The sequence below is a fragment of the uncultured Caballeronia sp. genome (assembly GCF_964243625.1).
Classification (GTDB): domain Bacteria; phylum Pseudomonadota; class Gammaproteobacteria; order Burkholderiales; family Burkholderiaceae; genus Caballeronia.
This window is the reverse complement of sequence record NZ_CAXTGZ010000383.1, coordinates 1-5,965: the sequence shown is the minus strand read 5'-3', so window position 1 is coordinate 5,965 and position 5,965 is coordinate 1. Positions and strand designations below refer to the sequence as shown.

The 5,965-nt window shown below is 61.4% G+C and carries 6 protein-coding genes and 1 tRNA gene; 4 read left to right on the top strand and 3 right to left on the bottom strand.

The annotated features are described in order from the left end of the window. Position 1: 1 nt before the first annotated feature. Positions 2 to 86: transfer RNA gene (locus ACFFAR_RS22375), tRNA-Leu, on the top strand. 189 nt (positions 87 to 275) lie between these two features. Continuing rightward, the gene (locus tag ACFFAR_RS22370; protein WP_174362243.1) at positions 276 to 569 is read left to right on the top strand and encodes a hypothetical protein; all 294 of its coding nucleotides are present in this window, start codon (positions 276 to 278) and stop codon (positions 567 to 569) included. Positions 570 to 835: 266 nt separating this feature from the next. Here ACFFAR_RS22370 and ACFFAR_RS22365 read toward each other — a convergent pair whose 3' ends face one another. Further along, the gene (locus tag ACFFAR_RS22365) at positions 836 to 1,861 is read right to left on the bottom strand and encodes a zinc-binding dehydrogenase (protein ID WP_174362244.1); all 1,026 of its coding nucleotides are present in this window, start codon (positions 1,859 to 1,861) and stop codon (positions 836 to 838) included. A gap of 115 nt (positions 1,862 to 1,976) precedes the next feature. Here ACFFAR_RS22365 and ACFFAR_RS22360 point away from each other — a divergent pair, with 115 nt between their 5' ends. Both ACFFAR_RS22360 and ACFFAR_RS22355 read left to right on the top strand, forming a co-directional pair. Then, positions 1,977 to 2,891, top strand: a complete 915-nt coding sequence (locus tag ACFFAR_RS22360) for a LysR substrate-binding domain-containing protein (RefSeq protein ID WP_174362245.1) — start codon at positions 1,977 to 1,979, stop codon at positions 2,889 to 2,891. Positions 2,892 to 3,011: 120 nt separating this feature from the next. After that, positions 3,012 to 4,646, top strand: coding sequence for an NYN domain-containing protein (locus ACFFAR_RS22355; RefSeq protein ID WP_174362248.1), 1,635 nt, complete (start codon positions 3,012 to 3,014; stop codon positions 4,644 to 4,646). Positions 4,647 to 4,715: 69 nt separating this feature from the next. Here the strand turns inward: ACFFAR_RS22355 and ACFFAR_RS22350 are convergent, their stop codons facing one another. Together ACFFAR_RS22350 and ACFFAR_RS22345 are read right to left on the bottom strand one after the other, a co-directional pair. Then, positions 4,716 to 5,012, bottom strand: coding sequence for a hypothetical protein (locus ACFFAR_RS22350; RefSeq protein ID WP_061998746.1), 297 nt, complete (start codon positions 5,010 to 5,012; stop codon positions 4,716 to 4,718). An 85-nt stretch (positions 5,013 to 5,097) separates the two neighbouring features. Then, a partial coding sequence (locus tag ACFFAR_RS22345) for a thiamine pyrophosphate-dependent enzyme (protein WP_375508491.1) occupies positions 5,098 to 5,965 on the bottom strand: 868 nt, incomplete at its 5' end.

Sequence of the window (5,965 nt, the reverse complement as noted above, 5' to 3'; positions counted from 1 at the left end):
TGCCCGGGTGGTGAAATTGGTAGACGCAGGGGACTCAAAATCCCCCGCCGCAAGGCGTGCCGGTTCGATTCCGGCCCCGGGCACCACGCAAATATCTGAAGTCCTCATCTAAGTCCACACGCAAAAGCCTCTCTTGGCTGCGGCCCATGTTCGTTCCCACACGAATACGAACCGGCGTTCTCAAGTTTCCTCAAAATTTGCCGTAAAGTCTTCCATGGTCTCGGGAAATGCATTGCTTTCCGGGCGTACAAGGCAACGCAAGCGATGAGAGCGACATGGCAGACCCAGCGCGAAGACTCTATGTACAGATGGCGACGGTCAACGCGCTAATGGTGCTGGCCACGCTCGTCCTCACCGGCTTCACCCTGAGCGCGTGGTACTTCCTGCCCGGTATCCAGTACATTGGCCTCACCATCGTTGCATGGGCAATGCGCTTTGCGGTCTTTTCCGTGATTCGCCGCTACTTCGCGCGACGCAACTGGCAAAGCCTGATCGCCGAGTGCGGCGGCGACGAACAACGCGCCTACGCCATGCTGCTGCAAGACATGGGCTACGGACGGATCAACTAAGCTGGGCCGACACACCCCGCCTTTGAGCATGCGCGCCGAACATCGCGGCCTTCGCCACGATCACCACCATCGGCAGCGCCGCGAAAATCCACAGCCGCGCAGAACAGGGACGACGCCTCATAGGAAAACTTGTCGGCGACGCGGATTGTCGCGGGTATGGCGAGCACAAGACCAAACGATGTCCCACGAACGCCAGCGACACCGCGTGTGCAGAGAACAAATCAGCGCAATGTACGGCATTGCGCTGGCGGGTTTTATCGCGTGGGTCATGGTTTGGCGACCTGCACCACGACCTTGCCGAACGGACCACGCTTCAGATGTTCGAACGCTTGCGGCACTTCTGAAAACGGATACACCGCATCGATAATCGGCTTGATCTCGTGCCGGTCGATCATGCGCACCACGTCTTCCAGTACGCGGCGCGGCCCGACCGCGATTCCCACCACCGATGCCCTGCTGCCAAGCAACTGCAGGATAGGCAGCGTGAGCTGATCCGATTCCAGCAATCCGATCACCGAGATCCGGCCGCCCGTCGCCACGGCCTGAAGCGAACGCGCGAGGTTATCGCCGCCGGCCATTTCGAGGATGTGTTCCGCGCCACGGCCATGAGTCAGCTTGCGGACTTCGTGCTGCCAATCGGGCGTCTTGTGGCGGTTGATGCCGTGCGTTGCGCCGAGTTCGAGCGCGCGGGCGATTTTCTCGTCGCTGCTGCTGGTGATGATCACCGTCGCGCCGTTCGCCGCTGCAAGCTGGACCGCGAATAGCGACACGCCGCCGGTTCCCTGCACGACAACCGTGTGACCGGCGTTCAGATGACCCAGCTCGATGAGCGCCATCCACGCCGTCACGGCCGCGACGGGCAGCGTGCTGGCCTCGGCCGCCGTCAGCGATGCCGGCGCCGCCACGCACCACTCCGCCGGCGTCGCGATGAACTCGGCCAGCATGCCGGGCAGCGGTCCGCCTTGCGTGGGCGCCTCGGCCCATGAGCGCGGTGCGCCATCGATCCAGCCCGGAATGTAGGCCGAAATCACGCGATCACCGACCGCAAAGCGCGTCACGCCCTCGCCCAGTTCCACGACGCGTCCGGCCATATCGGAACCCGGCGTGAACGGAAATTCGAGAGTGTTGCCCATGCCGTTATCGACGACTTCGGCATCGCGGTAATTCAACGAGACCGCTTCGACCTGCACGAGCATTTCGCCCGGCTTTGGCACGGGACGGGGCGCGGTGCGCAAAGCGAGTTTATCGAGGCCCAGCGACGGGACTTCCCAGCGATTGATGGTGGTGTTCATGAGCGTTGGACTCCGTAATTGGCGATGTCTCATGCTAGGCAGCGCCGGGTTCCGGAGCAAGTAGGGTAGAGTTCCGCTCTGTGCGGAGATTTGTCTCCGTAATCGGGAGATGAAGATGGACAGCGTCAGCGCCTTCAACGTATTCGTGCAAGTCGCGGAGACACGAAGTTTCGTGGCGGCGGGCAGGTTGCTCGGGGTATCGGCGTCGGCGGTCGGCAAGCGTGTGAGCGCGCTGGAGGAAAGGCTCGGTGTGCGGCTGTTTCACCGCAGCACGCGCAGCGTCACCCTGACCTCCGAAGGCGCGCTGTTCCTTGAGCGCAGCCGCCGCATCCTCGCTGAAATCGAGGCGGCGCAAGCCGAGTTGTCCCAGGTGAATGTCGCGCCGCGCGGCCGCTTGCGGGTCAGCCTGCCGCTTGTCACCGAGCCGTTCCTGCATGTGATCGCCGGCTTCAAACTGGCTTATCCGGCCGTAGACCTGGATCTGGATTTCACGGACCGGCAGGTGGATATCATCGAAGAAGGATTCGATGCCGTCATTCGCACCGGCGATGTGCTCGACTCACGTCTCACAAGCCGGCGCATGGGCGCGTACCACATGCTGCTGGTCGGCTCGCCCGCGTACTTCGAGGCACATGGAAAACCTCTGAGCGAAAACGATTTGATGCAGCACACATGCATTCAGTTCCGATATCCCAATACAGGAAAGCTGGAGGTCTGGCCTCTTCAAAGGGACGAAGTGCAAACCGACTTTCAACTGCCGCCATCGATTGTCTGCAACAACCTTGAAGCGCGGATCTGCTTCGCGTTGCAGGGCGTGGGAATCGCTTATCTGCCGGATTTCGCGATCCACGAGCATCTGGCGTCGGGCCGGCTGGTCGACGTGCTCGACGACTGCGCGCAGAGCGGCGGGACGTTTCGCATCATGTGGCCATCGGGCAAACATGTGGCTCCGAAATTGCGGGTGTTCATCGACTTCATATGTGAGCGATGTTTTCCGCCGGCCGCGCCAACACTCCATTCCGCGTGCTGATTGTTTTTCACGCCGCAAACCGCGCCGCACAAACAGATATCATGTGCGCACATTAATACTGCCGTGTACGCCCGGCATTCTGCTGGAGTTTCTATGGCCTCATTCCCCGAAAGCGTCAGCATGGCGTTGTTTTGCGACTTCGAAAACGTCGCCCTCGGCGTGCGCGACGCGAAGTACGACAAGTTCGACATCATGCCGGTGCTCGAACGTCTGCTGCTCAAGGGCAGCATCGTGGTGAAAAAGGCTTACTGCGACTGGGATCGCTACAAGGGTTTCAAAGCCGCCATGCACGAAGCGAGTTTCGAGCTGATCGAAATTCCGCACGTGCGTCAGTCGGGCAAGAATTCGGCGGATATCCGCCTCGTGGTCGATGCACTCGACCTCTGTTATACGAAGTCCCACGTCGATACGTTCGTGATCATCAGCGGGGATTCGGACTTCTCACCGCTGGTCTCAAAGCTGCGCGAGAACGCGAAGAAAGTGATCGGCGTGGGCGTGAAAAATTCGACTTCCGATCTTCTCGTCGCGAACTGCGACGAATTCATTTTCTACGATGACCTCGTGCGCGAGCAGCAACGCGCCATCGCCAAACGTGAAGCGCGCGAGGCCCGCGAAGCACGCGACGCGCGCGATGCAAATGCGGCGGCGGCATCGGCGTCTTCATCGAACAAGCGCGGCTCCGACGAAGACCGCCAGCCCAAGCAGGAAATCGAAGCGCGCAAGGCGAAAGCCATCGCGATTGCGGTCGAAACCTTCGATGACCTCGCTTCCGAGCGCGGCGAAAGCGGGAAGATCTGGGCATCGGTCTTGAAGAGCGCGATCAAGCGGCGCAAGCCTGATTTCAACGAGTCGTACTATGGCTTCCGCGCGTTCGGCAATCTGCTGGAGGAAGCGCAGTCGCGTGGGTTGCTGGAAGTCGGGCGCGACGAGAAATCGGGCGCGTTCGTGTACAGGACGCAGACGGTCGCTGCAGTCGAAACGGTGCGCGAAGTCGAAGCGCCGGTTGTCGCGGCGGAAAACCGTCAGGCGGCGAGACCGGGTGGCGAGCGCAATCGCCGGCGGGGACGCAACACGCGGCCTCAGGCTTCCGAACCACTCTTCGCCGAGGCGCAGGCCGATATGCCTGCTGAAGCGCAAGCCGAGGCACCTTCCGAAGCGCAAGCCGATGCCCCGATCGAAGCACAAACCGACTTTGGTGACGAATGGCATCGCAGAAGCGAGCCGAGCGAGCAGTCAAAGCGCCCGGTATCGCCGTTTTATGAAGAAGAGCCCGAAGCGCACCCCGCGACGCAACCCGAAGTTCAGGCCGAGTCGCGTCAAGGATCAGGCCGGGAGCGTAATCGCAGGAATGGACGCAACGCGCGACCGCAGCAGGTCCGCGAACCGCTGTTCGCCGATGCGCTGAACGTCCAGGCTGAACCGCCCTTCTTCGATCCCGCGCCGGTGACTGTCGAAGAACCGGCCATTGCTCCGATACCCGCCATCGAGGAGCGCGAGCAAGAAGCGCTTGCGTTGCTGAGCGAGATCACCGAGGAGCCGCAACCGAAGCGCGGTGCGGCTAGGCGCGGGCGTCAGGTGGCATCGAAGAAAGCTGCGGCACCGCCGACCCATGCGGAGCCGGGTGCAAACGTCGATGCCCCTGATACCGTCCAGTCCCAAAAAGCACCCGCGGTCAAGAAGACAGCGGCGAAAAAAGCGTCTCGCAAGACTACGCCACGCAGTCGCTCCAAAGTGGCGGCGACCAGCGAAGAGTAGGCTCGCGACGGCGATAAAAAAAGCGGCACGCTCACGCGTGCCGCTTTTTCGTATCTACTTCAGGGCCGCTTATTGCGGTGCGCCCTTGTCGTTCGTGCCCATCGCCGATGCAGCCATCGCCGCCGATGCGCCCTTCATGTGCGATGCCTTGTCCTGCTTGTGCAGCGTAGTACCGCCAGCTTCCGATGCCGCTTTCTTATGATGCTTCAAATGCGGCAGATGCGGCTTCGGTTCAACTGGGCTGACCGGCGGCTTGCTTTCGTCGGTCTTCGAACCGCCGCCACCGCCTGCTCCCTGAGCCATTGCCGCGCCTGCAAACGCAAATGCGAGTGCACCAACCAATGCGATCTGCGAGAACTTCTTCATTGCCAATCTCCCTGGAGTTGTAAATCGATTGCAGCATCGCATTGTTGTTCGAAATAACCAGAATTTCAACGAAATCAGAATATTCCTATCGAAAATTAGTCCTCGCGAGCTCTACGATTTCGTCGCCGCGACCGTTCAGGATCGCGCGCAGCATGTAGAGGCTGAAGCCTTTTGCCTGCGCCAGTTCCACTTTGGGCGGCATGGCGAGTTCGTGTTTCGCTGTCACCACGTCCACCAACGCCGGCCCCGGATGCGCGAAAGCCTTCTGCAGCGCCTCTGCGATGTCCTCCGACTCTTCCACGCGGATGCTGAAAATGCCTGCGCCCTGCGCGATCGCCGCGAAGTTGGTCTTGGCCAGATCGACGTTGGTATCGAGGTAACCAGCGGCCTTCAGCTCCATGGAAACGAAGCCAAGCAGACTGTTGTTATAAACCACCACTTTGATCGGCAACTGGAGTTGGCGGGCGCTCAACAGGTCGCCGAGCAGCATCGACAAACCGCCGTCACCCGACAACGAGATCACCTGCCGCCCGGGATGCGCGCCTTGCGCGCCGAGCGCCTGTGGCATCGCGTTCGCCATGGAGCCGTGGTTGAACGAGCCGTGAAGCTGCCGCTTGCCGTTCATCGTCAGGTAGCGCGCCGCCCAGACGGTCGGCGTGCCGACATCGGCGGTGAAGATGGCGTTTTCGTCGGCTGCTTCGTTGATCAGCTTCGTCAGGTATTGCGGATGGATCGGCCGGCCGGGACCCGAGGGTGTCGCGAGTTCATCGAGTCCCTTTCGCGCCGATGCGTAGTGCTTGCGCGCGGTATCGATGAAACCGCGGTCCGGCTTGCGCGTGATCTTCGGCAACACGGCCGCGACCGTTTCCTTCACCGTTCCCACCAATCCGAGCGACAAGGGCGCGCGCGCGCCGAGCTTCGAGCCGCGCCAGTCGACCTGGATGATCTTCGCG